The following is a 24,363-nucleotide window of genomic DNA, read 5'->3' as shown; positions in this document are numbered from 1 at the left end:
CTGGTGCTCAGGGGTGCCTGACGCGGAGCGAGGCACCCCTGAGCACCAGCCAGGACCCGGCGCGCGTCACCCGGCCGCGAGGCCCGCGCGTCACCCGGCCGCGAGGCCGTCGTTGGGTAACGCGACGGCGGAACGGGGAGGAAATGCGATCGCCCCGCCGGTGGACCGGCGGGGCGAGGCTACAGAGCCGTACGGGAGTAGCGCCTCAGCGCTGGTCCAGCGGGACGAAGTCACGGACCGCGGCGCCGGTGTAGATCTGCCGCGGACGGCCGATCTTGTTGGCCGGGTCGTGCATCATCTCCTGCCACTGCGCGATCCAGCCGGGGAGACGGCCGATCGCGAAGAGGACCGTGAACATCTTCGTGGGGAAGCCCATGGCCTTGTAGATCAGGCCGGTGTAGAAGTCCACGTTCGGGTAGAGCTTGCGGGAGATGAAGTAGTCGTCGGAGAGCGCGATCTCCTCGAGCTTGAACGCGATCTCGAGCAGCGGGTCCGGGTTCTCCAGCGTCGCCAGCATCTCCTGGGCGGCCTTCTTGACGATGGCGGCACGCGGGTCGTAGTTCTTGTAGACCCGGTGGCCGAAGCCCATGAGCTTGACGCCCTTTTCCTTGTTCTTCACCTTGGTGACGAACGCGTTGACGTCCCCGCCGTCCTTGCGGATCTGCTCGAGCATCTCCAGGACCGCGGCGTTGGCGCCACCGTGCAGCGGGCCGGAGAGGGCGTTGATGCCGCCCGCGACCGATGCGTACAGGTTGGCCTGGGCCGAGCCGATCAGGCGGACCGTCGACGTGGAGCAGTTCTGCTCGTGGTCGGCGTGCAGCACGAACAGCATGTCGAGGATCTTGGCGACCTTGGGGTCGACGTCGTAGTTGACGGTCGGCAGGCCGAAGGTCAGTCGCAGGAAGTTCTCGACGTAGTCCAGGGAGTTGTCCGGGTACGGCAGCGGGTGGCCGATGGACTTCTTGTACGCGTACGCCGCGATCGTCGGCAGCTTCGCCATCAGGCGGATCGCGGAGAGGTCGACCTGCTCGTCGTCGAGCGGGTCCAGCCCGTCCTGGTAGAACGTGGAGAGCGCGGTGACCGCCGAGGAGAGCACGGCCATCGGATGCGCGTCACGCGGGAAGCCGGAGAAGAAGGTACGCATCTCCTCCTGCAGCAGCGTGTGCACCCGGATGTTGTCCGCGAAGGCGCGGAGCTGCGCGGCGTTGGGCAGCTCGTTCTTCATCAGAAGGTACGAGACCTCAAGGAAGGACGACTTCTCGGCCAGCTGGTCGATCGGGTAGCCCCGGTAGCGCAGAATGCCCGCGTCACCGTCGATGTACGTGATCGCCGAGGTGGTGGACGCGGTGTTGACGAAACCCTGGTCCAGGGTGACGTAGCCGGTCTCCTTCAGCAGAGCACTGACGTCGATGCCGCCCGGCCCGTCGACGGCCTCACGTACCGCCATCGACAATTGGCCACCGGGGTGGTCGAGCTTGACATCCGTCATGTATTTCCCTCACTTCACCGGCAGATGTCCCAAAGATTTTGCCGTTCACCGTAAACCCTCAACCTGAATGGGTCATCAGGTAGCCACCCGTTGAGGCATTGGTCACCAGTCCGTACGGTCCGTTGCACCATCGATGAATATCGGTATATTGCGAGTTCGTTACGGGGAGCGGAGGTCGGGCCATGCCTGTCCCTGATCAGCCACCCGTCGTGGTGGGCGTCGACGGAACCGCGGCCGGCCTGGCCGCCGTGCGCCTGGCAGCCCGGGAATCGATCTCCCGGGGCACCGTTCTCTCCGTGATCCACGCTTTCACCTGGCCCGGCGGCACCGATCTGGCCCCGGCCCGGCGCGCCGCCTCGCGCATTCTCGGCGAGGCAGTCGCCACCGCCCAGCGTTCCACACCCGGCGTCGGCGTGCGGGGTCAACTGGAGGATGGACCGGCCGGTGCCGTGCTGCGGCGATGGAGCCGCCGGGCGGCGCTGCTGGTGGTCGGTGCGGACGAGCTGGCCGCGACCGGGCGGCTGCCACCGGGGTCCACCCTGCTGGAGACCGCGTCGCAGGCCTGGTGCCCGGTGATCGTGGCGCGCGGGACGCGGCCGGCGACCGGGCGGGTAATCGCCGCGGTGGACGGCTCGGCGCCCTCGGTGCTGGCGCGCGGCTTCGCCGAGGCCGAGGCGGCGCGCCGCGGCGTTCCCCTGGACGTGGTCGAGGTGACCGGCGGCGACCCGGGCCCGGTCCTGGTCACCGCCTCGCGCACCGCCGGGCTGATCGTCCTCGGTCCACGCGGCGCCGGCGGAGCGGTCCGGTTCGGATCAGTGGCCCACGAGCTGCTGCTCCGGGGTGGATGCCCGACGGTCTTCGTGCACGGGCTCTGCCTCTTCCGCTAAACCGGGCATCAGTCACCGCGCCCGTTGCTACGGTGAGCGAAACAGGCGCTAAACGGGAGGAACAGCCCGGTGCGGTCCCTGCTCCCACCCGTGATCGCCCGCCGGCTCTGGCAGATCCTCGCCGGTTACGGGCTGATCGTCACGGTGATCTACGCCGTGCTCTCGTCGTCCACCGTCGCGACGGCCGGTTTCCTGTCGCTCGGTGTCCTGACCGTCGCCGCCTGCTTCTCCGGGCCGCGCACCTGGGGCGCCGAGCCGCCGGCCGCCTGGCTGCTGATCGGCAGTGCCGCCTCGCTCTTCCTGGTCGGCCTGCTGATCCGGCCCGTGGTCACCGACTACGCGATGCCGTGGCCGCTGCTCGCCGACCTCTGCACGTTCAGCGGGTACGTGCTGATCGGCAGCTTCTTCATCGTCATGCTGCGGCGCCGGGAGAGCACCGAGCGGCACGCCGTACTCGACGGCCTGATCGCCATGCTCTCCACCGGCCTCACCGTGGTGCTGCTGCTGGCCCTGCCGGCGGCCGCGATCACCGGCCGCTCCCCGGTCGTCTCGATCGTCCAGGCCTGCTACCCGATCTGCGACGTGGTCCTGGCGATGCTGGTGGTGAACCTCGCCTTCACCACCCGGACCTGGCCGGTCAGCATGGTCGCGCTGCTCACCGTGATGGTCGGGATGTTCACCGGCGACACCCTGTACGCCATCGCCGGGGTGGGCGGCAAGATCTACGCCTCGCCGCTGCTGGACCTGCCGTACCTGGTGGCGTACACGGCGCTGGGCATCTCGGCGATCCATCCGTCGGTGGTGGAGATCAGCCGGGCCGCCCGGCCCCCGGTGCAGGCCTGGTCGGGATGGCGGATGGCGCTGCTGATCCCGGCGATGATGACCCCGTTCCTGCTGATGCTGAGCCACTCCGCCGAGCCGTTCCGGCACCGTGTCCTGCTCGCCGCGATCGGCAGCGTGATGGTGGTGCTGCTGGTGCTGCGGGCGGTCTCCGCGGTGCAGGCCCAGGTCGAGGCGCAGTTGCACTCCGAGCATCAGGCCAGCCACGACCCGCTCACCTCGCTGCCGAACCGGCAGGCCATCTCCGGCGCGATCGAGCAGGTGGTCCTCTCGGTCGACCCGCTCGGCCCGGACCGGGTCTGGGTGTACATGCTCGACCTGGACGGCTTCAAGTGGGTCAACGACTCCTGGGGGCACGACACCGGCGATCAGTTGGTGATCGAGGTGGGGCGGCGGCTGCGCGCCGCGGTCCCGGACGAGATCCCGGTCGCCCGCGTCGGTGGCGACGAGTTCCTTCTCGCGTACGTCGGTGACAAGGCGGGAGCCCTGCGCCTGGTCGACGACATCCGGGGCTGCTTCGCCCGTCCGCTCCCGGTCCGGGACACCGAGGTGGTGATCAGTGCGTCGATCGGCATCGCGCACTCCAGTGGCGACGCGGTCCGCTCCGCGGTCACCGCCGAGGCCCTGATGCGCGACGCCGACACCGCCATGTACCGGGCCAAGAGCGAGGGCCCGGGCCGGTCCACCATCTTCGACACCTCGATGCACGACCAGGTCCGCGAGCGGATCGAGCTGGAGGTGATGCTCCGCCAGGCGCTCGCCGAGGACCAGCTGCACGTGGCCTACCAGCCCATCGTCCGGCTGGAGACCGGGGTGCCGGTCGGCGCCGAGGCGCTGGTCCGCTGGATGCACCCGGAGCGCGGCGCGATCCCGCCGATGACCTTCATCCCGATCGCCGAGGACGCCGGCCTGATCGGCCAGATCGGCACCTGGGTGCGGAACGAGGCCCTCCGCCAGCTCGGTGAGTGGCGCCGGGCGGGCATCGTCTCCGAGGCGTTCTACCTCTCGATCAACGTCTCGCCCCGCCAGCTCAGCGAGCCCGAGCTGCCGCTGATCGTCTCCGGCGAGATGCTCAAGTACGGCGTGCCGCCCGCCTCCGTGGCGCTGGAGATGACCGAGTCGGTGATGGTGGACGGGTCCAGTGTCACCGCCCGGGTCCTCTTCGAACTGCGCGAACTCGGCGTGAAGCTGCTGGTCGACGACTTCGGCACCGGGTTCTCCGCGCTCGGCTACCTGCGCCGCTTCCCGGTCACCGGCGTCAAGATCGACCGCTCGTTCGTCACCGGGCTCGGGGTCAACGTGGAGGACGACGAGATCGTCCGCGCCGTGGTCGCGATGAGCCACGCGCTGGGCCTGAGCGTGATCGCCGAGGGCGTCGAGACCACGGTGCAGCGCGAGGCGCTCCACCAGGTCGGCGTGGTCAACGGGCAGGGCTGGCTCTGGGGCAAGGCCGAGACCGCCGAGGTCTTCGCCGAACAGTGGCATCTCGAGGCGGAGCCGCCGGACATCCCGCTGCCGGTCTCCTCGGTCACCCACGGGCGTCACCACCGGCCGGGAGAACCCGGTTAGGGAACCCGTACGGCCCGGCGGATCATCTCATAGAGCGCGTACTTCGGCGCCCGGTGATCGGCCGTCAGCTCCTCGAACTCGTCCCGGCGCGGCGGGTGCCGGTTGACCACCGGCGTCGCCAGCCGGGCGAACGCGTCCCGGTAGAAGTCCCCTGCGGCGTCCCGGAGGCCGGCGGATGATTCCGGGGTCACGTCCACACGCATGACTACAAACCTGTCAGCACCACTGGTGTGACGGAGGCGACTCCGGCATTATTCGCTGACGAAACCCACGGAGGGGACATGCTGGTTCTCCTGCTGATCACGCTCGCCACCGGGCTCACCGCCGCGTTGTTCGCCGCCACGCATCCGTAGCAGACAGACTGGGCGGATGCGCTTCGCCACGTGGAACGTCAACTCGGTCAAGGCCCGCCTCCCCCGGCTGCTGGAGTGGCTGGAGGACTCGGCTCCCGACGTCCTCATGCTGCAGGAGACCAAGGTCGCCGACGGGGGCTTCCCCGCTGACGAGGTCGGCGCTCTGGGGTACGCGACCGCGGCGTACGGTCAAGGACGTTGGAACGGGGTGGCTCTGCTCTCCCGTGTCGGTCTCGGTGAGGTGCGCCGCGGCTTCCCCGGTGAGCCCGGATATCCGGGCCCCGAGGCGCGTGCCATCACCGCCACCTGCGCCGGCGTGCGTTTCACCTCGGTGTACGTGCCGAACGGCCGGACTCCCGACGACCCGCACTACGTCTACAAGCTGGAGTGGCTGCGCGCCCTGCGGACGGCCGTCGCCGAGCAGGTGGAGGCCGGTCCGGTCGTGCTGGCCGGCGACTTCAACGTGGCGCCGGCCGATGCCGACGTCTGGGACCCGGCGGTCTTCGCCGGCTCGACCCACGTCACCCCGCCGGAACGGGAGGCGATCGCCGCGATCCGTGACCTGGGGCTCACCGACGTGCCGGCCCGGGCCATGAAGGGGGATCATCCGTTCACCTATTGGGACTATCGTGCCGGAATGTTCCACCAGAACAAGGGCATGCGGATCGATCACGTGTACGTCACCCCCGACCTGGCCGGAAGCATCGAGGACGCGGTCGTCGACCGGGAGGCGCGCAAGGGCAAGGGCCCCTCGGATCACGCCCCGGTCGTCGTCGACCTGAACCGCTGAACCGGGCGATCCGCCCATCGACCCCTTAGGCTGGAAGCGTCCAGGGAGAAGACGGGAGCGTCTATGATCTCGCGTGCCCCGGCCGCGAGCCTGCTGGAGGCGGCGTTCGACGCCGCCACCGAAGCCATGCTGCTCTGTACGACCGCGGACGACACCGTCCTGCTGGCCAACACCGCGGCCCGGGCGCTGGTGCCCGGACTGCCGATCGGCGGCGCCCTCACCGCGGCGCCGATCCCCGAGCTCGCCGCCGCCGTGGCCGGGCGGACCGGAGCCTTCCGCACGTCTCGGGTGCAGGGCATCCGGCGGGAACTCGACGAGGACCACTACGCGTGGTATCTCGGCAGTCCCGAGCGTGACCACACCGCGTTCCTGGCCGAGGCCGGCCGGCGGCTCTCCGCCTCGCTGAACCTGCGGCGAGTGTCCCGGGCGACCGTCGAGCTGGCCGCCACCCACCTGGCCGACGCCGCCGTGGTGATCCTCCCGGCCCGGCACCGCCGGCACGCCTGGACCCGGCTCATCCCGCGGCACGCCGCCGAGGAGGGCACCCTCGCCGAACACCGGATCGGCGACGTGCCGGGCCTGGCCGAGGCACTCGGCGGCTTCCCCCCGGTGCCGAGCCGCTGGCTGGACGCGCACCAGATCCCGGGCTGGCTCTTCCCGGCGGCGCTCGGCCCGATGGGCGCGCTGCTGGTCATCCCGCTGCCCGGCAGCGCCGAACCGGCCGGGGCGCTGATCCTGGCCCGGTCCGGCGAGCGGGCCGTCTTCGAACCGGACGACGAGGTGCTCGCCCGGATCTTCGCGGCCCGCGCCGGAGCCGCGATCTCGGCCGCCGCGCTCTACCGCGAACAGGCCGACACCGCCGCGATCCTGCAGGCCGACCTGCTGCCGCCGGAGCTGCCCCGGGTGGACGGGTTCGAGCTGGCCGGGTCGTACCAGTCGGCACGCGACGCGATCCGGGTCGGCGGCGACTTCTACGACGCTTTCGGCCCGACCGAGCAGAGCCCGGACACGGTGATCGCGCTCGGCGACGTCTGCGGCACCGGGCCCGAGGCGGCCGTGCTGACCGGCAAGGTACGCCAGACGCTGCGCGCGCTGCGGCTGGTCGGCGCCGGTCCCGAGGCCATGCTGCGGGTACTCAACCAGGCCCTGCTGGAGTCGCCGCGCCAGCACCGCTTCGTCACGCTGGTGGTCGGCTCGGTGAGCCGCGCCGACCACGGCCGGGTCCGGCTGCGCCTGGCCAGCGGCGGGCATCCCGCGCCGCTGATCCTGCGCGCCGACGGCACCGTCGAGGAGGTGGCGACCCGGGGCACGCTGATCGGCGCGGTCCGGGAGACCGTGGTCCACCCGGCCGGCGCCGAACTGGCCCCCGGCGAGATCTGCCTGCTCTACAGCGACGGGCTCACCGAGGCGCGCGGCGGACCGGCCGGCGACGAGCAGTACGGCGAGACCCGGCTCCGGCAGGCCCTCGCGAGCTGCGCCGGGATACCCGTCGAGGCGGTCCTGGAACGGATCCGCCAGCTGGTCTCGGACTGGGTGCACGGCGGCGTCCGGGACGACATCGCCATGCTCGCCGTCCGTGCCCCGACTCGTACGCCCCTGAGGCGGGTATACCTCCGCTCATGATCGAGGTGACGACTGCCGGCGACGAGTACCTGGCCCTCGTCGGCGACGGCGACGACCACGGCGCCATCGAGATCGCGCTGGGCATGCTGGACGACGGCGTACCCCCACAGCGGGTGATGGTCGACCTGATCGGCGGCACCCAGGCCCGGGTCGGTGAGCTCTGGGCCGCCAACGAGTGGTCGATCGCCCGGGAACACGCCGCCACCGCCGTCAACGAACGCGTCCTGGCCGCGGTCGCCGGGCACCAGCCGGTCCGGCTGCCCACCCGCGGCCGGACCACGCTGGCCTGCGTGGACGGCGAGTGGCACGGCCTGCCGGCCCGGATCCTCGGCGAGCTCCTGCGCCTCGACGGCTGGCGCGTGGACTTCCTCGGCGCCAGCGTCCCCGGTCCGCATCTGATCACCCACCTGCACCAGACCGGCCCGGACGCGGTCGCCCTCAGCTGCATGATCCCGACGCGCCTCCCCCGCGCGCACGCCGCGATCACCGCCTGCCGGGCCGCGGGTGTACCGGTCATCGCGGGCGGCCGCGGCTTCGGCCCGGGCAGCCGCTGGGCCGCGAAGCTGGGCGCCGACGCGTGGGCGTCCACCGGCGAGGAGGCGGTCACCCGCCTGGCGAACGACTGGCCGCCGCCCCCACAGCCCGACTTCCCGGACCCGTATCCCGGCACTCCGCTCGGCGCCCATCCCGGCACCCCGCTCGGGGCCCATCCCGGCACCCCACTCGGCGCGTTTCCCGGCACCCACCTCACCGCCCACCCCGGCACCCAGCTCGGCGACGAGGAGTACACCCATCTGGCCCGCAGCCGCCCTCAGCTGATCGAGACCGCGATGCGGCACCTCGCCGCCGCCTATCCCGCGGCACACCACTACGGCCAGCACGAGCGCGACTCGACGGCGGAGGACTTCGGCCACATCGCGGACTTCCTGGCGGCGGCGCTCTACGTCGGCGAGCCGAGCATCTTCCTCGACTTCACCGAGTGGACGGCGGGGGTGCTGACCGCCCGCGCAGTACCGGTCTCGGCGCTGCGCGCGGGCCTGCGGGTGATCCGCGACCAGCTGATCGACTTCCCCACGGCAACCGCCATCCTGGACGCCGCCCAGGCCCACCTGCACCAGCTCAACCCCGCTTGATCACCAGGTGGGGCGGTGCGAGTCCACCGCGGCACTCCGCCGCCGGCCGTCTGCTCTCGCCGCCCTGAAGTCTCCGATCGTGCATGCGGGCCGCCCCGCCGCTCCTGACGGTCCACTCCGGCCGCCCGCCATGACCTGACGCGAACTCCGGCGGGCGGACAAAGAAGGCGTCTCAGGCAGGCGGGCCAGCGCGGGCAGGCAGGCCAGCGCGGGCAGGCAGGTCAGCGCGGGCAGGCAGGTCAGCGCGGGCAGGCAGGTCAGCGCGGGCAGGCGGGCCAGCGCGGGCAGGCAGGCGAGGCGGGCGGATGGGCGACGAGGTGCGGGCGGGTGCGGGCGGGTGCGGGCCGGACGGCGACTGGCCCGGCACCGCGTGAACGGGGCCGGGCCAGTCGTCGGTGTGCGAGGAAACGCGTACGGGAATGGTGGGTGGAACAGCGAAAGGGGTCAGCCGACCTGGACGTAGACGTCGTCGAGCTGGCCGTGGTACATGTCGCTGGTCTCGCCGAAGTTCGGGCCGCCGATGCGCAGGGGCATGTCGTTGTCGATCGAGAGGGTCGACGGGATGGCGGCCCTGGTGCCCGCGACGCCGTCAACCGAGACGGCCAGGCCGGTGCCGCTGCGCTCGCAGACGATCTTGTGCCAGGCGCCGTCGGTGACCGTGCGGGTCGAGGTGGCGCTGAACGTCTGGGCGGAGCCCTTGCCGGCGACGATGCACTGGGCGCGGCCGGACTTGCCGGTCAGCTGCAGCTTCCACAGGCTGTCGGTGCCCGCGGTGCCCTTCTGCATGATGTTCGCCTTGCCACGGACCTGGGCCGGCGTGACGCGGACGCTCGCCGCCCAGCGGAAGGTGTTGGTGCCCGGGTCGAGGTTGGCGTTGTCGGCCGCCTCCATGATGGCGCGAGCACAGATCCCGGTGGTGGTGCTCGGGCAGAGGGCCGGGAAGGACGCGTACCGGCCGGCGCCCTCGGTGGTGATCGCGACGGTGCCGTTGTCGGCGCCGCGGATCGTCAGAACGCCGCCCTTGCCGGAGAGGTCGTTGACCCGGCCGTCGGTCGCGCCGCCGTCGAAGTTGTAGCGGGCGACCAGGGCGGGCTCCGGGCCCTCGGCGGGGGCGGCGACCGCGGGGGCGGCCAGCGCCGGGATGGTCAAGAACACGAGTGCGGAGAGCCTCAGCATCTTCATGAGAGAAAAGATGCCTGATTCAACCGGTTTCGTGTGAAACACGCCCTGGAATGTAGATCGTTCGGTTTACCCCGGTTCGGATCAGAGCAGGCCGGCGGCCTCGGCCATCAGGCAGACCGCGACGAGGCGGAGCAGCGGGAAATCCGCCGTCATCCAGGCCGTCGCCGTGGTCGGGGCGAAGCCGGGCTCGGGCAACGGGCGCCGCATCCGGGTCGCCGCGGCGGCCATGCTCTTGGCGTACGCGGAGAGACCCCCGACATCGCAGGAGCGACCCGCGTCACGCAGCGCATCGCGCACCGCCGCCGCGTGCTGGTCGATCGTGGCGAGCAGGGCGGGCTCGGCGAACGCGGCCGTGAGGCCGTCGACACCCACGCGAGCCATCATCTCGTCGAGGTACGCGGCGTCGGAGTCGGCGACGGTAGCGGCGGCGATCGGGGCGAAGGCGAGGTTCTCGTTCGTCATGGCGAGAACGCTAGAGGGCGCCGCCCGGACACGACAGAGGCGTGACCGAACGGCACCACAGGCGCACCGACCTGCAACTTTTCTAGAGCGGCAGCGCGTCCATCGCCTTGAAGATCCGCTTGTCGGATACCGGATACGCCGTTCCGAGTGACTGGGCGAAGTAGTTGATCCGCAGCTCCTCGATCATCCAGCGGATCTCCCGCAGCCCCTCCTCGGCAGGGCCGCCCCGCGCCGCCTCGGCCCGCAGCCCGCGGTACTCCGACTCGATCTCGTGGATCTGGGTGGTGAGCTGCCGGTCCCGGCCCGTCCCGCCGCCCAGCCGGTCGAGGCGGTGCACCACGCCCTTCAGGTAGCGCGGCAGATGATGCAGCTGCCGCCAGCCCGTCTCGGTCACGAAACCGGCGTGCACCAGGCCCTTGAGCTGCTGGCGGACGTCCGCGAGCGCCGGGAGCAGCGCCGGGTCCCGGAGCTGCTTGATCCGCTGCTCCACGTCGTACGCCGTGGAGAGCACGGCCTGGACCTGGGTGACCACGTTGGCCACCGCGTCGACGAGGTCCTGCCGCACCGTGTCGCGCAGCGACGCGAACTCGATCGACGACCAGACCGGGCCGCCGGCGTCGAGGACCAGCTTGTCGACGGCCGCCCCGGCACAGTCGTCGAGCAGGTCGGCGATCGACCGATACGGATTAGCCCGGGAGAGCTCCAGCTTGGCCCGGTTGTCGAGCCGTCCCTGCAGGAAGCGGGCGGCCGGCGGCAGCGTCAGGAGCAGCAGCCGCCGGGTGCCGGCCCGCATCGCGATCCGCTGCTCGGCCTGGGTCTCGAAGACCCGGACGGCCACGCTCTCGCCCTCGTCGGCCAGCGCCGGCCAGACGTTGACCTCGTAGCCGCCGCGGATCTGGGCGACCCGGGGCGGCAGCACGCCGAAGTCGTTGGTGGTGATGCCGCGGCGCTCCAGGTCGCCGGCCGCCCGCGAGATGGTGGCCTGCACCTTCGGCGCGAGCTCGCGGCGCAGCACCTCGAGGTCGCGGCCCTCGGCGACCACCTCGCCGGCCTCGTTGACGATCCGGAAGTTCATCCGCAGGTGCTCGGGGACCTGGTCGGGGCGCCAGGCGTCGCGCGGCACGATGGTCCCGGTCAGGCGGCGCAGCTCGTTCCCGATCGCGTCGGGCAGCGGGCCCTGCCGGACCTTCACCCGGTCGAGGACCGCTTCCGCCCAGTCCGGCACCGGGACGAACGCGGTGCGCAGCTGCTTGGGCAGGGCCCGGATCAGGGCGATCACCACGTCCTTGCGGAAGCCCGGAATCGACCATCCGAAATCATCCGCGTCAATCTTGTTGATCAGCTCTAGAGGCACCCGGACCGTGACGCCGTCGGCATGGTTGTTCGGCTCGAAGTGATAGAAGAGCGGCATCTTGACGCCGCGGTTGATCCACGCGTCCGGGAAGGCGTTCGGATCGACCGTGTCCCGCCCGGCGTTGACCAGATCCTCGCGGGTGAAGGTCAGCAGTTCCGGAGTCTCCCGGCGGGCCCGTTTCCACCAGCCGTCGAAATGCCGCGCGGAGACCACCTCGGCCGGGATCCGCGCGTCGTACAGCGAATACACCGCCTCGTCGTCGACCGCGATGTCCCGCCGCCGCGCCCGGTTCTCGATCTCCGAGATCTGCTTGAGCAGACGGTTGTTCGCCGCGAAGAACGGGTGATGGGTCTCCCAGTCGCCCTCGACCAGCGCGTGCCGGATGAACAGGTCGCGCGCGGCGACCGGGTCGACCTTGCCGTACCCCACTCTGCGTCGCGGCACGATCGGCAGCCCGTACAGCGTGACCTTCTCGAAGGCCATCACGGCGCCCATCTTGGCGTCCCAGTGCGGCTCGCTGTACGAGCTCTTGACCAGGTGCGGAGCGAGTTTCTCGGCCCATTCGGGCTCGATCCGGGCATTCACCCGCGCCCAGAGCCGGCTCGTCTCGACCAGCTCGGCGGACATCACCCAGCGTGGCTGCCGCTTGAACAGCGCCGACCCCGGGAAGATCCCGAACTTGGCTCCACGAGCGCCGATGTACTCCCGTTTCTCCTGGTCCTTCATGCCGATGTGGCTGAGAAGACCCGCGAGCAGGGCGGTGTGCACCGGTTGCGGCGCGACTCCCGCTTCCCAGTCCTCCTTCACCGAGAGATTGAGGGTACGGGCCACCTGCCGCAACTGCGCGTACACGTCCTGCCATTCGCGTACCCGCAGATAGTTGAGGAACTCGGCCCGGCAGAGGCGGCGGAACTGATTCCCGGAGAGCTCCTGCTGTTTCTCCCGCAGATACTTCCAGAGGTTCAGGAAGGTGAAGAAGTCCGATTCCTTGTCGGTGAAACGGGCGTGTTTCTCGTCCGCCTGCTGCTGCCTGTCGGCGGGCCGCTCGCGCGGGTCCTGGATCGACAGCGCGCCCGCGATCACCATGACCTCGGCGGTGCACTCCTGCCGGTCCGCCTCGATCACCATCCGGGCCAGCCGCGGATCGACCGGGAGCTGGGCCAGCTGGCGGCCGAGCGGGGTGAGCCTACGGTCGGTGAGCGCGCCCAGCTCCTCCAGGAGCTTGACGCCGTCGGTGATGTTCCGCTTGTCCGGCGGGTCGATGAACGGGAACTTCGCCAGGTCACCGAGACCGAGATTGGTCATCTGCAGGATGACGCTGGCCAGGTTGGTACGCAGGATCTCCGGCTCAGTGAACTCGGTCCGCTGCTCGAAGTCCTCCTCCGAGTAGAGCCGGATGCAGATGCCGTCCGAGGTACGCCCGCAACGGCCCTTGCGCTGGTTGGCGCTGGCCTGCGAGACCGGCTCGATCGGCAGCCGCTGCACCTTCAGCCGGTGCGAGTAACGGCTGATCCGCGCGGTGCCCGGGTCGATCACGTACCGGATGCCGGGAACCGTCAGCGACGTCTCGGCGACGTTGGTCGCCAGCACGACCCGCCGCCCGGTGTGCCGTTCGAAGACCCGGTGCTGCTCGGCGGCGGAGAGCCGGCCGTAGAGCGGGACCACCTCGGTGTGCCGCAGGTCCCGCTTGTTCAGCGCGTCGGCGGTGTCCCGGATCTCCCGCTCGCCGGAGAGGAAGACCAGGATGTCGCCCTCGCGGGGCAGCTCGTCGATGGCGGCCGCGATGCCGTCGACCTGGTCCTGCGGCTCCTCGGTGTCGTCCTCGGTCACCGTCACCAGCGGGCGGTAGCGGACCTCGACCGGGTACGTCCGCCCGGAGACCTCGATGACCGGCGCGGGCTTGCCGTCCGCGTCCGCGAAGTGCTCGGCGAAGCGCTGCGTCTCGATCGTCGCCGACGTGATGATCAGCTTGAGGTCGGGGCGCTTGGGCAGCAGCTCCCGCAGGTAGCCCAGGATGAAGTCGATGTTGAGGCTGCGCTCGTGCGCCTCGTCGATGATCAGCGTGTCGTAGCGCCGCAGCATCCGGTCGTTCTGGATCTCGGCCAGCAGGATGCCGTCGGTCATCACCTTGACCAGCGTCTCCTCGCTGACCTGGTCGGTGAAGCGCACCTTGTAGCCGACCGTCGACCCGAGCGGGCGGTCCAGCTCCTCGGCGATGCGCTCGGCGACGGTCCGCGCCGCGATCCGCCGGGGCTGGGTGTGCCCGATCTGCCCGCGGACGCCGCGGCCCAGCTCCAGGCAGATCTTGGGAAGCTGGGTGGTCTTGCCGGAGCCGGTCTCGCCGGCCACCACGACCACCTGGTGATCGCGGATCGCGGCGGCGATGTCATCCTTGCGGGCGCTGACCGGCAGGCCCTCCGGGTACCGGATCGGGGGCACGGCGGCGAGCCGGGTCTCGAGGCGCAGCTCGGCCCGCTCGACCTCGGCGGCGATCTCCTCGAGGGCGGCGGTACGGGCGTCGTCGTCCCGGATCCGCCGGGTGCCGTCGAGACGGCGCCGCAGCCGGTGTTCATCGCGGGGCAGGAGCTGAGAGACCCGGTCACGGAGAGCGTTCCCGTGCACCGGTGCGGAAGGCGATATCGACATGGCGGCCCAAGGATAGGCGGAACGCGCCGGAAACGCCTGGTGATTAACGCCGCCCCCGTGTCCCCGGAGTGGCCTGGATCGGTATCCCGGATGACGGGATACGCATAACCGAATCGAGGTCGAGGGTGATCGTTGTCGCAGAGGACCACGACGACATCCGGTACGTGCTCAAACGCTCCCTGGAGCGGGCCGGGCACCGGGTCGTGGTGACGTCGGACGGCGCGGCGGCGCTGGAGGCGGTCCGGGAGCATCGCCCGGACCTGGTGGTCACCGACGTCGACATGCCCCGGATGACCGGTCTCGATCTGTGCCGGGCGATCCGCGCGGACGACGCTCTCCGGCACATCCCGGTGGTGGTGGCGAGCGGCTCACTGCTGCCCGGCGACGAGCAGGCCAGCGCGGCCGGCGCGTCGGCCACGCTGCTCAAGCCGTTCCTGCCGGCCCAGTTGCTGGCCGTGGTGGCGGGTCTGCTGCCGCCGGCGGAGGTCTCGTCCGGGGACGTGACGGTCCCGTCCGGGGACGCTCAGTCCTGATGCTGATGGTCGGGGACGGGGGCGCGCAGCCGGGCTGCGGCCGGATCGTGGGCGGACGGGTCGGCTGCCGGTAGCGCGGAGACGCCGGGCAGGCGGCTGTCCAGGATCGCGGCACGCTCGGCGAGGGCACGCTCCAGGGCGGCGCGGACGTCGGCGTCCTCCTCCCCTGCCGGTTCCGGCGGGATCTTCGATCCGGGCGGTATGTGCGGTGTCATCTCCGGTTCCTTTCCTGTCTCGGTCTGTCCTGTCTCGGTCTGTCCTGTCCCGGTCTCCGTCGCGGTCGGGACGGTGAAGAAGAAGCGGGTGCCGCCGCCCGGGTTGTCGGCGACGCCGATCCGGCCGCCGTGCCGCTCCACGATCCGGCGGCAGATGGCCAGGCCGAGCCCGGTCCCCGCGTAGGCGGCGGCGCCCTCGGCCCGCTGGAACTGCTCGAAGACGCGGGACTTGTCGGCGTCCGGGATACCGATCCCGGCGTCGGCCACCTCGATCCGGGACCACCCCGGACGGTCGTCCGGCTCCGCGCGGATGTCAGCACGCGGGACCGACCCGGGCCGGACGTACTTGAAAGCGTTTCCGATCAGATTGTCGAGCACGTGCCGGAGCATCGCCGGATCGGCCCGGAGCACCGGCAGGGGCCCGATCGTGAACTCGGCGCCGGCCGCCGCGGCACGGTCCTGCAGCACCTCGCGGACCAGCGGCTCCAGCTCCACGTCGGCGATCCGCAACGGCGCGTCCCGGGCGGTGCTGTACGCCAGCAGCGTTTCGATCAGCGCGTCCATCCGGTCCACCGCCACGATGATCCGGTCCAGCGAGCCGCGCGCCTCCGCGTCCTCCTCCACATCCTCCCGGGCGAGCTCGGCGTGTCCGCGAGCGATCGCCAGCGGGGCCTTCAGGTCGTGCGCCACCACACCCGCGAAGATGGAGAGGTCGGTCTCGTACCGTCGCAGCTCGGTGATGTCCCGGAAGACCGCGACCGCGCCGCGCTGCCCGCCGCTCGGGTCGAGGGGCCGCCCGTCCACGCTGATCAGCATCCCCTCCGGGTGCGACGCGTTGCGGACCAGGATCTCCACGCCGTTGGTGACCTCGCCGCGCAGCCCCTGGACCAGCGGGGTCTCGTCCGGCGGGAACGGGGTACGCCCGTCCGGCCGGTAGAGGCCGAACCGCCGCTGCCAGTCCTCCGGGCCGCCGTCCAGCCGCGTGCCGAGGATCGCGTCCGCCGCCGGGTTGTGCAACATGATCCGGCCGTTCTCGTCGCAGACGCTCACCCCGTCGCCGATGCTCGACATGATCGCTCCGAGCAGGCCGGCCTGCCGGCGGCTCTGCTCCTCGGCGGAGCGCAGGTCGGCGGTGGCCTCCTCGACGGCCCGCTCCGCCCGCGCCCGGCGCCCGGCCAGCAGATAGACCAGCCAGGCCAGCAGCGCGGTGAGCGTCACGCCGCTGCCGAAGACGGTGGCCGGCAGCGCGCCGCCCGCTCCGGGCAGCCGGTGCGAATCCGCCCCGAGCTCCAGGCGCCACTCCCGGTCCGCGACCCGGACCGGATCGTTCCAGTGCAGGTCGGCGTCGCCGGGCACCCGCAACTGGGCGAGCGGCACCTCGTCGCCGTCGCTGTCGGTGGCGATCAGGGCGGCGTCGAGCTGGCGCTGGCTGGCCGTGGCGAGCACGCCGGCGAGGAAATCGGTGCCGCGCAGGCCGAGCACCACCCAGCCGCGGAACTCCGGGTTGTTCGCGCGGGTCCAGATCGGCGCCGCGAAGACGAACGACTGCTGCCGCCTGGCCTCCGGCCGCTTGCGGTCCATCAGCAGGACGTACGTGTCGGAGGCCGCGGTCCGTCCGGTGTTGCGGGACACCTTGAGCGCGGCCACCAGTTCCGGCACCGTGTTCAGGTCGACGCCGATCCTGCTCGATCCCCCGGCGTCCAGGATCCGGGTGAAGATCGGGAAGTAGTGCTCGCTCTCCCCGGCGTCCGGATTCAGCGCCAGGGCGGCGGCGCCGCGACTCCGCCAGGTCCGCTGGGCCGCGGCGACGCCGTCGGTGGTGACCGGGACGACGTACGCCACGGCGGCCGCCCCGATCAGGCCGGCGTCGCCCAGCGGAGCGCTGGCCTTGTCGAAGTCCTCCCAGGTCAGCGTCTCCCCGGCGGCGATGCCGGCGGCCAGCGTCGCGAGCAGGGTCTGGTACCGGGCGGTCTCGGTCTCCACCGCGGAGAGCGCCATGGTGGCCCGTTGCTCCATCACGCGCTGGGCGCCGTTCTGCTGGGCGTGCCACAGTCCGGCGGTGACCAGCACGGTGGCGACGAGCCCGATGAGCACGACGAGGGCGGCCGCCGGCACACCGACGTACCGGCGCGGCCCAGCCCCCGTGGACTCTCGACCCCCCACCCCAGGAAGGGTAGGCCCGGTTTCACCTGATTTGCTGGCCTTTTCGCGTTATCTCACTTCCAGGTGTCGTACGAATACAGGTCGTAGCTCGCCATCAGGCCGGTGACCTTGGTGTAGTACTTCGGGTCGGTGGCGTAGCCCGCCTTCCAGACCTGCCAGATGAACTGGTTCGCGTCCCTGGTGTAGGCGAACGCCGGGGCGTACCGCTTGTTGACCCGCAGGAAGCTGCCGTGGTCACGGAACGAGTGGGACATGCTCGCGTACGTCCGGAACGCGTCCGAGGCCGGGAAGCAGGTGCCGGCCTTGTCGCACTCGGTGGTCTTGTAGACGTGGCAGCCGTTGGCGATCGCGCCGTACGAGCCGCTCTGGCACTTGATGCCGAAGTAGTTCCGGTCGACCGAGGCGAGGCCGCTCTTCCCCCAGCCGGACTCCAGGATCGCCTGCGCGATGGTGACCGAGGCGGGCACACCGTACTGGCGCCAGCCCTGCTGAGCACCGGGAACCGCCGCGGCGAGGAACTGATCGGGCGTCATCGCCGGGGCGGGCGTGGCCGGAACGGCGGGCGTGCTCGGCGTCGTGGGGCAGGTCTTCAGGGCGTTCGAGACGACGTACGCGTGCGAGATGTACCGCCCGTCGGTCAGCCGGTCCCACTGCGCCGTGGTCCGCACGGTGCCGCTGACCTTGGGCCCCTGAACGGCGCACGACAGCGCGAGCGAGGCCCCGTTGGCGACCTTGCGGGCCACGGCACCCTGCGTCGACGGCGTGGCCCGCACGTTGACGGACCCGTCCGCGCTGCGCACCCGCCCGGCGACGTACGTGGTGCTCTTCTTCGCCGGCGCGGGCTTCGCCTTCACCCTGGCGGCGGCTTGGCTCGCCGTACCGCACTCCGGGATCCGCCCCACCGCCGACAGGTAGCCGTGCGACACGTACTCCCCGGTGGCGAGCCGGTCCCACACCGCAGTGGTGCGCAGCTTGCCCCGCACGGTCTGCCCGGTGACCGCGCAGCTCACCGAGACCCGCTCACCGTCGTACAGAGTCCCGACCACCGGCGCCGCCAGCGAGGGCGCCGACCGCACCTTGAGCTGGCTGTTCACGTCCACGATCGCCGAAACCCCGGCCGCGAGCGCCGGCGTCGCCACCGTGCCCAGCCCGGCCCCGGCGGCGAGCACCAGCAGCGTGCCGGTGAGCAGTCGTCGGGAGCTGTGCCTCATCAAGTAGTTCCCCCTCGTTCCGGTCAGCGTCCGTACGAAGATCCGGCCCTCCCGTTGCACCCTCGCACCCGTTCGGTTGCGCCTCCGTTGCCCTCCTCCCGACCCGACCCGCCCGCACCCCCAACCCACACCGCCCAACCCACACCGCCCCCAACCCACACCGCCCCCAACCCACACCGCCCGCTCCCGCGGCCCCGACCCGACCCGCCTGCACCCCCGACCCGACCCGCCTGCGCCCCGACCCACCCCGCCTGCGCCGTCTGCGCCGCCTGCGCCCCCGGCCCGCCCCGCCCGCGCCGCCACCCCACGCCCGTCCGCCGGGCGTATTCGCGCTGTTCGCTTGCCCGCGTGGCCCGTGGGTCCCGGTCCGCCGGGCGGCGCTTTTACCGGTGTGCCGGGCGGCGCTTTACCGGTGTGCCGGGCGATGCGATCGGGAACACCTGAACGTGGCGCTTGAGAACCCGTGGGATCGGGAAAGGCGTGTGCCACGACGGGGTGCTCCACGAGCGGGCGCCCGGCAGGACAGGCCTCAGTAGGACAGGGGGACGGCGATGACGGCAGTCGCGTCACGGGGTTTGCGCACCAGGACATCCACTCGCAGTTCGTGGCATGCGATCACCCCCCTACTGGTCGCGATACTCGCCGCCGCCACCGCGTACGCGATTTGGTGGATCTTCATCCGTACGAGCCTCGGCCAATCGATCGACAGCGCCTCGATGCACGGCGGGGACGTCCACCACCCCCAGATCACTCAGGTCCTCAGCCGCGCCCTCAACGCCACCCAACTCGCCGCCCTCGCCGTCGTCTGTGTCCTCGCCGCCATAGTCGGCGCCCTCCGCCGCCGTTTCGACCTCTCCGCCGGTGCCTTCTTCCTGGTGGCCACCGCCAACATCGCCGTACAGCAGTTCAAGTCCCACCTCGACCGCCCCGACCTGGACGGCTTCGCCATGCCGAACTCCTTCCCCAGTGGCCACACAGCAGCCGCCGCCTCGGTCGCGTTCGTCCTGGTGATGGTCTTTCCTCAGGCACTGCGCGGCACGGTCGCCCTGATCGGCGCCGCCTACGTCACGCTGGTCGCCATCGCCACGGTCTGGGCCGCCTGGCACCGTCCCAGCGACACCATCGCCGCATTGATGATCGTCCTCGCCTGCGGCTCCGTCGTAGCCTGGGTGACACGGCTCAGTCGCGCCGGCGTCCACCCACCGGTCCCGGCTCCGGCCCGCCTGACCATCGTGCCGCTCGCCCTCACCGCCGCCATCGCCACCGCCGTAGCCGTCATCGGCCTCGCCGCCGTCGCGGTCTCCGAACGCGTCCTCCCTGATTTCGTCTCCGGCCGATACGCATTCCTGACCGGCGTCGCCGGCATCGTCGCCGCCGTCGCCACCACCTTTTCCATCTGGGTCCGCCTCATCGCCGGCGACCCTCAGGGAGGCAAGTCATGACCACACCCACCGACCCCACACCCCGCCATGCGGTCGCCTCCACCGAGCCCGCAGCCTTCCCCGCGGAGCCGCCCGCCCAGCCGGAGACCATCGCCCCACCAAAGACGGTCGCCCCGCCAGAGACGGTCGCCCACCCGGAGACGCCGGCCGACGACCCGGCGGCCGCCGGTCCTGCGACGACGGGTGCCGTGCCGCCCGGCCCGTCCGGTCTGTCGCCAAGGTTCCCGTCCCAGACCGGTGGCGCCACCGGGCACACCGGTCCCACGGTGGTGGTCGGCACGTACCCCGAATACGCCCTCGCCCAGCAGGCGGTCGACCACCTCTCGGACAACAAGTTCCCCGTGGAGCACACCTCGATCATCGGCACCGACCTGCGCCTGGGCGAAACGGTCCTGGGCCGCCTGACCACCGGCCGCGCGGCTGGTGCGGGCGCTGCCAGTGGCGCCTGGTTCGGCCTCTTCATCGGCGTCCTCTTCGGACTCTTCAGCAACTCCAACTGGTTCTCGGTCATCCTCACCACCGTCCTCATCGGTGCCGTGTGGGGCGCCATCTTCGGCGCCATCGCCCACGCCGCCACGGGCGGCCGCCGCGACTTCACCTCCCGTAGCTCCCTCCAAGCCGCGCAGTACGCCGTCCTCGCCGACGCCGAGGTCGCCGACGAAGCCCGCACGCTCCTCGTCCAGTTGAACTGGCGAGCCAGCGGAGCCGAGTGACACCCGAGGCCACGGCGCGCCTCCTCCACGAGGCGCGCCAGGCTCTCCGGGCGGCGGAGGGGCAGGCCCACTCAGCCCGGCACCCGGGGCGCGGCCACTCGGGCCGTGCTCAGCACCCCGGGCCGCCGCCCACCTGCCAGACCACCGACTGCTCCTGGCGATATCGCGCGGCGAGGTCGAACGGCGCCCCGGTCAACGTCTTGCGACGCTCCAGCTCGGCCCAATACTCCGGATCCAGGTAGATCGCCGGGTTCCACAACGACTGCGTCTGATCCTCGACCCGGCCCAGGTAGAGCAGCGCATCCGCCAGGTCACCGAATGGGATCCCACAGATCCCCGGAAAGTAGGAGAACTCGCCGCTGTCCGTGGTGGCCAGCCAACTGCCCTCGGCCGGCAGCACCACACGGCGGGCGTGCCCGGCCAGGCGGTCGTGGCCGCCGTCCAGAATCACGTAGGGCCGGTGGCCTGTCTGCTCCTCGATGAGCTGAACGGCACCGCCACCGCTCGCACCCGGCGGCGCGTGCATCGCGTGCACACTCCCGCAGAGGATTAGGGCCCGGCGGCCCTTCGCGATCACCTGGTCCCGCACGACACCGGCCATGTGCCCGTCGCGGTCGGCGCCCTCCACCTCCTCCCTGGTCACCGTCGCCCAGTCGATGGGCGGATCGCCGAGCAGCACCCGCAGCCGCTCGCCTGCCTGCAGCGTCCAGTTGACCGCGCGGACGGTGCGATAGACCTGCTCATACATCGGGGCGTCCCAGGTGGAGACCGGGGACTGGGTCGTGTCGCGCCAGATCAGCCGCAGATCTCGGTCCTCGACCGCGGTCCCGGACACGAAACGGTCGGCGGTCGGCTGGTAGAGCGCGTTGCCGAACTCCACCACGATGTCGTCGACCACGGCGGGCAACCGGGGGTCGAAGAGCAGCGTCTGCAGCGCGTCATGGTGCTCCTGCTGACCGTGCACCTCGCCGATGGCGACCACCCGGCGGGTGCGGAACGCCGCGACCACGGCATCGGCCAGTCCGGTGCCTCCACCCCCGCTCGCGTTCACGGTCTCGATCACGACATGGCTGTCTCCCCCTGCCCTGCCACCGACGCTCGCGGCTCCGGCGGCGCTCGCGCCGGCCGCCGGGGCGCTCCCGAAGGCGGCGCCGGCAACGGTCGCCGCTCCGACCATCAGCCCGCGGCGGGTCAATCTCTGCTCAGTCATGGCCGGATTTCTACGCTCCGAGCGGTGACACGGGCCTAACAACACCTGTTATGCCGTTGTTAGGCCCGCACGGGCATTCTGGTCCTCATGAATCGCCGGAGTGTCCGCCGTCGCCTGACAGTGCTCTATGTGGCACTGTTCCTGGCCTCCGGCGTCTTGCTGCTGGCCCTGGTCAACCTGATCGCTCTCAGCGACATCAGGCACACCGTCCCGGCCGGGGGAAGCATCCCGTCCTTCGCTCAGGAATACCCGGTCATCCGAGTCCGGCAGTTGCTCGCCGGCTCGGTGCTCGCGCTCGGCGTGATGGCCCCGATCTCGCTCTGGCTCGGCCACGTCGCGGCGGGCCGGGTGCTCCGCCCGTTACGGTCCATCACCGCCGCGGCCAGGCGCATCTCGGTGGAGAACCTGGACGAGCGCCTCGCCGTCGACTCTCCGGAGGATGAGGTGAAGGAGCTCGCCGACACCATCGACGGCCTCCTGGAGCGGTTGGAGGGCTCCTTCGCGGCCCAGCGCCGGTTCATCGCCGACGTCTCACACGAGTTGCGAACCCCGATGGCCACGGCCCGTGCCGCCCTGGACGTCGCGATCGCCAAGCCCGGCATCGTGCCATGGCAGACCCTGGTGCTGGCCGACAAGGTCAGCACCCAGATCAACCACATCGACCGGCTCCTCGACGGGCTGCTCCTCCTGGCCCGGGCACAGCACACCTACCTACCGGACCGCGAGCCGGTCAGTCTCGACAGGCTCGTCCAGGAAGCGCTGAAGGCCCGCTCCGCGCAGTTCATCGAGCGCGGCCTCAGTCTCGTGACCGACCTCCCGACGGTCGTCATCAGAGGCAGCCGTACTCTGCTCGCCGGCCTGGTCGGCAATCTCGTCAGCAACGCCGCCACCCACACGGAGCGCCACGGCTGGGTCCTCCTCGCCCTGACCACGAGCGACGACACGGTACGCCTGGTGGTGGAGTCGAGCGGTCCGGTCCTCGATCCGGAACGGGTCGCCGACCTGGTCCAGCCCTTCCAACGGGTCGGCGCCGAGCGCACCGGCCGCGGTTCCGGCCTGGGCCTGGCCATCGCCGCAGCGGTGGCCACCGCGCACGGCGGCCGACTGACCCTGACCGCGCCTCCCCAGGGCGGCCTGCGAACCGAGGTCACCTTCCCCCACGCGCTCTGTTCCCCCGACGACGTGCCGGCACCTCCCGAACGCGTGCCCGGCCCCGGCAACATCGCCGGCCCCGCCTCGTGGCACAGACCCGCCCCCGGCCCACCCGTCACCATCTCTGCCGCCGCAGTGCCCGAGACCGCCACCACGACGGACACCATGGCAACGGACGCCACCACGTCAGGCACTGCCTCCACATCAGGTACCACCACATCGGGCGCCGACACCACAGGAACCTCTGCGGTCCACAGCGAGGATCGGATCGCGGACCAGGGGCAGGCCGTACTCGAACGCCGGGCACCAACCGAGGGGAAGGCCGCACTACGGGACCCGGGCGGGGAAGCGGCCCCGGACGGAGAACCGAATACGCACGGGAAACCCGAGAGCGAACGAGCAACTACGAGCAACGAGCAACTGCGAGCGAACGGGGAACCGCGAGCGAACGGGGAACCGCGATGAGGAGGCTGCGGCGATGAGAGTGCTCGTGGTCGAGGATGCCCACACACTGGCGGAGATCATCGCCGAGGGGCTGCGGGATCAGGGGATGGCGGTCGACATCGCGTTCGACGGGCGGGAGGCGGCGGGAAAGATCAACGGGAACGCCTACGACGTCGTGGTGCTGGACCGGGATCTGCCGGGGATCCACGGGGACGCGCTGTGCCGGATCGTCAGCGAACGTGGTGAGCGGGCGATGGTACTGATGCTGACGGCGGCCGGGGCGCCCGAGGACAGGGTCAGCGGGTTGACCGCGGGGGCGGACGACTACCTGGCGAAACCGTTCCACTTTCCGGAACTGGTGCTACGGATCCAGGCGCTGGCCCGGCGACGGCCCGGGGCCCGGTCCCGGACGCTGCGGGCGGCGGGGATCGAGCTGGATCCGATCCTGCGGACGGTACGCCGGGACGGGCGGCGACTGGATCTGTCGGTCAAGGAGTTCGCCTTGCTGGAGGCTCTGCTGCACGCGGCGCCCAGCCCGCTCAGCGCCGAGAGTCTGCTGGAGACCGCCTGGGATGAGAACGCCGATCCGTTCACCAACACGGTCGCGGTCACCATGGGACGGCTGCGCCGCAAGCTCGGCACGCCACAGGTGATCGTCACCAGCCCGGGCGTCGGCTACCGCATCGCCGCCGGCACCGTCACCCCCGACGGCTGAGACCGCACCGCGCCGAACGTCACGGGCAGGCCGAACGTCACGGGCCGACCGAACGTCACGGGCAGGCCGAACGTCGATGGCCGGGTAGGGCAGGCGTGCCTCGTGTGACGAGAGCGGGTCAGATCTCGTTGGCGAGCTGGGCGCGCAGCTTGCTCAGGGCCTTGGTGAGCAGGCGGGAGACGTGCATCTGGGAGATGCCGATCTGGTCGGCGATCTGGGATTGGGTGAGGTTGCCGT

Annotated in this window: 19 protein-coding genes; 10 read left to right on the top strand and 9 right to left on the bottom strand. The window is 71.2% G+C overall.

The features are described 5' to 3' along the window. Positions 1 to 205: 205 nt before the first annotated feature. On the bottom strand, positions 206 to 1,489 hold the full coding sequence (locus AB0M08_RS44045; RefSeq protein WP_364507245.1) for a citrate synthase: 1,284 nt from the start codon (positions 1,487 to 1,489) through the stop codon (positions 206 to 208). Between the two features lie 182 nt (positions 1,490 to 1,671). On the opposite strand from AB0M08_RS44045, the gene AB0M08_RS44040 reads away from it, so the two are divergent. Together AB0M08_RS44040 and AB0M08_RS44035 are read left to right on the top strand one after the other, a co-directional pair. Then, positions 1,672 to 2,376, top strand: coding sequence for a universal stress protein (locus tag AB0M08_RS44040; protein ID WP_364507242.1), 705 nt, complete (start codon positions 1,672 to 1,674; stop codon positions 2,374 to 2,376). 69 nt (positions 2,377 to 2,445) lie between these two features. Then, positions 2,446 to 4,785, top strand: coding sequence for an EAL domain-containing protein (locus AB0M08_RS44035; RefSeq protein ID WP_364507240.1), 2,340 nt, complete (start codon positions 2,446 to 2,448; stop codon positions 4,783 to 4,785). Here the strand turns inward: AB0M08_RS44035 and AB0M08_RS44030 are convergent. After that, positions 4,782 to 4,988, bottom strand: a complete 207-nt coding sequence (locus AB0M08_RS44030; protein ID WP_364507238.1) for a hypothetical protein — start codon at positions 4,986 to 4,988, stop codon at positions 4,782 to 4,784. The two genes, AB0M08_RS44035 and AB0M08_RS44030, sit on opposite strands and share 4 nt — an antisense overlap. 166 nt (positions 4,989 to 5,154) lie before the next feature. On the opposite strand from AB0M08_RS44030, the gene AB0M08_RS44025 reads away from it, so the two are divergent. The 3 genes from AB0M08_RS44025 to AB0M08_RS44015 all read left to right on the top strand — a co-directional run bounded on the left by AB0M08_RS44025 (position 5,155) and on the right by AB0M08_RS44015 (position 8,684). Continuing rightward, positions 5,155 to 5,928 (top strand): exodeoxyribonuclease III, encoded by a 774-nt coding sequence (locus tag AB0M08_RS44025; RefSeq protein ID WP_364507235.1) that lies wholly within the window; start codon positions 5,155 to 5,157, stop codon positions 5,926 to 5,928. Between the two features lie 63 nt (positions 5,929 to 5,991). Continuing rightward, positions 5,992 to 7,551, top strand: coding sequence for a PP2C family protein-serine/threonine phosphatase (locus AB0M08_RS44020; RefSeq protein ID WP_364507232.1), 1,560 nt, complete (start codon positions 5,992 to 5,994; stop codon positions 7,549 to 7,551). Then, the gene (locus AB0M08_RS44015) at positions 7,548 to 8,684 is read left to right on the top strand and encodes a cobalamin-dependent protein (protein ID WP_364507229.1); all 1,137 of its coding nucleotides are present in this window, start codon (positions 7,548 to 7,550) and stop codon (positions 8,682 to 8,684) included. Before AB0M08_RS44020 ends, AB0M08_RS44015 begins: the two co-directional genes overlap by 4 nt. A 444-nt stretch (positions 8,685 to 9,128) precedes the next feature. On the opposite strand, the gene AB0M08_RS44010 is transcribed toward AB0M08_RS44015, so the two are convergent. The 3 genes from AB0M08_RS44010 to hrpA form a co-directional block, all read right to left on the bottom strand. Next, positions 9,129 to 9,866: a LamG-like jellyroll fold domain-containing protein gene (locus AB0M08_RS44010; protein ID WP_364507227.1), complete on the bottom strand. Its 738-nt coding sequence runs from the start codon at positions 9,864 to 9,866 to the stop codon at positions 9,129 to 9,131. A gap of 81 nt (positions 9,867 to 9,947) precedes the next feature. Continuing rightward, positions 9,948 to 10,328 carry a DUF6401 family natural product biosynthesis protein gene (locus AB0M08_RS44005; protein ID WP_364507224.1) on the bottom strand — a complete coding sequence of 127 codons (381 nt, stop codon included), beginning with the start codon at positions 10,326 to 10,328 and terminating at the stop codon, positions 9,948 to 9,950. Between the two features lie 82 nt (positions 10,329 to 10,410). Next, a complete protein-coding gene (hrpA, locus tag AB0M08_RS44000) occupies positions 10,411 to 14,328 on the bottom strand; it encodes an ATP-dependent RNA helicase HrpA (RefSeq protein WP_364507221.1) in 3,918 nt (1,305 codons plus the stop codon). 125 nt (positions 14,329 to 14,453) lie between these two features. Between hrpA and AB0M08_RS43995 the strand changes: the two genes are divergently transcribed. Then, entirely contained in the window at positions 14,454 to 14,861 is a 408-nt protein-coding gene (locus AB0M08_RS43995) for a response regulator (protein ID WP_364507218.1), read from the top strand. Here the strand turns inward: AB0M08_RS43995 and AB0M08_RS43990 are convergent. After that, positions 14,852 to 17,239 carry an ATP-binding protein gene (locus AB0M08_RS43990; RefSeq protein ID WP_364507216.1) on the bottom strand — a complete coding sequence of 796 codons (2,388 nt, stop codon included), beginning with the start codon at positions 17,237 to 17,239 and terminating at the stop codon, positions 14,852 to 14,854. The two genes, AB0M08_RS43995 and AB0M08_RS43990, sit on opposite strands and share 10 nt — an antisense overlap. Before the next feature lie 53 nt (positions 17,240 to 17,292). Next, positions 17,293 to 18,450: a sporangiospore maturation cell wall hydrolase GsmA gene (gene gsmA, locus AB0M08_RS43985; RefSeq protein WP_364507213.1), complete on the bottom strand. Its 1,158-nt coding sequence runs from the start codon at positions 18,448 to 18,450 to the stop codon at positions 17,293 to 17,295. A 575-nt stretch (positions 18,451 to 19,025) separates the two neighbouring features. Here gsmA and AB0M08_RS43980 point away from each other — a divergent pair. Beyond that, positions 19,026 to 19,892 carry a phosphatase PAP2 family protein gene (locus tag AB0M08_RS43980; RefSeq protein ID WP_364507210.1) on the top strand — a complete coding sequence of 289 codons (867 nt, stop codon included), beginning with the start codon at positions 19,026 to 19,028 and terminating at the stop codon, positions 19,890 to 19,892. Then, the gene (locus tag AB0M08_RS43975) at positions 19,889 to 20,605 is read left to right on the top strand and encodes a general stress protein (protein WP_364507208.1); all 717 of its coding nucleotides are present in this window, start codon (positions 19,889 to 19,891) and stop codon (positions 20,603 to 20,605) included. The genes AB0M08_RS43980 and AB0M08_RS43975 overlap by 4 nt, the downstream gene beginning before the upstream one ends. Positions 20,606 to 20,714: 109 nt before the next feature. Here the strand turns inward: AB0M08_RS43975 and AB0M08_RS43970 are convergent, their stop codons facing one another. Continuing rightward, positions 20,715 to 21,815, bottom strand: a complete 1,101-nt coding sequence (locus tag AB0M08_RS43970; RefSeq protein WP_364507205.1) for a hypothetical protein — start codon at positions 21,813 to 21,815, stop codon at positions 20,715 to 20,717. Between the two features lie 129 nt (positions 21,816 to 21,944). Between AB0M08_RS43970 and AB0M08_RS43965 the strand changes: the two genes are divergently transcribed. Further along, a complete protein-coding gene (locus AB0M08_RS43965) occupies positions 21,945 to 23,432 on the top strand; it encodes a HAMP domain-containing sensor histidine kinase (protein ID WP_364507202.1) in 1,488 nt (495 codons plus the stop codon). A gap of 13 nt (positions 23,433 to 23,445) precedes the next feature. Further along, positions 23,446 to 24,126, top strand: coding sequence for a response regulator transcription factor (locus tag AB0M08_RS43960; protein ID WP_364507199.1), 681 nt, complete (start codon positions 23,446 to 23,448; stop codon positions 24,124 to 24,126). A gap of 118 nt (positions 24,127 to 24,244) precedes the next feature. Here AB0M08_RS43960 and AB0M08_RS43955 read toward each other — a convergent pair. Then, positions 24,245 to 24,363, bottom strand: a 119-nt coding sequence (locus AB0M08_RS43955; RefSeq protein WP_364507248.1) for a sigma factor-like helix-turn-helix DNA-binding protein, incomplete at its 5' end; no start/stop codon positions are given.

The organism is Actinoplanes sp. NPDC051851, from assembly GCF_040681165.1.
GTDB lineage: Bacteria > Actinomycetota > Actinomycetes > Mycobacteriales > Micromonosporaceae > Actinoplanes.
This window is presented reverse-complemented; position numbering and strand designations above follow the sequence as displayed.

Bases quoted from the DNA above. Each gene is read 5' to 3' on its own strand.
- AB0M08_RS44030 (WP_364507238.1), bottom strand. From the start codon at position 4,988: ATGCGTGTGGACGTGACCCCGGAATCATCCGCCGGCCTCCGGGACGCC.
- AB0M08_RS44020 (WP_364507232.1), top strand. From the start codon at position 5,992: ATGATCTCGCGTGCCCCGGCCGCGAGCCTGCTGGAGGCGGCGTTCGAC.
- AB0M08_RS44045 (WP_364507245.1), bottom strand. From the start codon at position 1,489: ATGACGGATGTCAAGCTCGACCACCCCGGTGGCCAATTGTCGATGGCG.
- AB0M08_RS44005 (WP_364507224.1), bottom strand. From the start codon at position 10,328: ATGACGAACGAGAACCTCGCCTTCGCCCCGATCGCCGCCGCTACCGTC.
- AB0M08_RS43960 (WP_364507199.1), top strand. From the start codon at position 23,446: ATGAGAGTGCTCGTGGTCGAGGATGCCCACACACTGGCGGAGATCATC.
- hrpA (WP_364507221.1), bottom strand. From the start codon at position 14,328: ATGTCGATATCGCCTTCCGCACCGGTGCACGGGAACGCTCTCCGTGAC.
- gsmA (WP_364507213.1), bottom strand. From the start codon at position 18,450: ATGAGGCACAGCTCCCGACGACTGCTCACCGGCACGCTGCTGGTGCTC.
- AB0M08_RS44025 (WP_364507235.1), top strand. From the start codon at position 5,155: ATGCGCTTCGCCACGTGGAACGTCAACTCGGTCAAGGCCCGCCTCCCC.
- AB0M08_RS43970 (WP_364507205.1), bottom strand. From the start codon at position 21,815: ATGACTGAGCAGAGATTGACCCGCCGCGGGCTGATGGTCGGAGCGGCG.
- AB0M08_RS44010 (WP_364507227.1), bottom strand. From the start codon at position 9,866: ATGAAGATGCTGAGGCTCTCCGCACTCGTGTTCTTGACCATCCCGGCG.
- AB0M08_RS43975 (WP_364507208.1), top strand. From the start codon at position 19,889: ATGACCACACCCACCGACCCCACACCCCGCCATGCGGTCGCCTCCACC.
- AB0M08_RS44040 (WP_364507242.1), top strand. From the start codon at position 1,672: ATGCCTGTCCCTGATCAGCCACCCGTCGTGGTGGGCGTCGACGGAACC.
- AB0M08_RS44015 (WP_364507229.1), top strand. From the start codon at position 7,548: ATGATCGAGGTGACGACTGCCGGCGACGAGTACCTGGCCCTCGTCGGC.